The sequence below is a fragment of the Bradyrhizobium sp. Mp27 genome, assembly GCF_029953005.1.
Taxonomy (GTDB): Bacteria; Pseudomonadota; Alphaproteobacteria; order Rhizobiales; family Xanthobacteraceae; genus Bradyrhizobium; species Bradyrhizobium barranii.
Genome location: NZ_JASAUS010000674.1, coordinates 1 through 385, shown reverse-complemented (window position 1 = coordinate 385; position 385 = coordinate 1). Strand labels below are relative to the sequence as shown.

Here is a 385-nt window from a genome sequence, read left to right as displayed (position 1 = left end):
AACGTCACATCCCTGAAGAAGGACGACAACGGCGTTTGGCGCGGAAAGGCCAGCAAAGGCGGTGCCTCGACCAATGTCAGTCTGGATTTCCAGGGCAACGTGAACGCGGCCAAGTAACCTGGCGACCACCAGCGAAAATTAGGAGGGATTCAGCATGACCGTTACGATTTCACGTCTTTACGATAACTACTCCGATGCGCAGCGCGCGGTGACGAGCCTGGAGGCCGCGGGCGTGCCGCATTCGGATCTGAGCATCGTCGCGAACAATTCCGACAACTGGTACAGCACCGACAAGAAGGTCGATCGCGATCGCGATGGGGTGGACGATCGGGCGGAAGGCGCAGCCACGGGAGCGGGCGTCGGCGCAGGTCTTGGTGGCGCTGCC

General features: G+C 61.0%; 1 protein-coding gene. It reads left to right on the top strand.

Going from position 1 to position 385, the window contains the following annotated elements; genetic code table 11:
- Window positions 1-154: 154 nt before the first annotated feature.
- Window positions 155-385: general stress protein (locus tag QJT78_RS52260; protein ID WP_348652451.1), on the top strand; the 231-nt coding region annotated here is incomplete at its 3' end.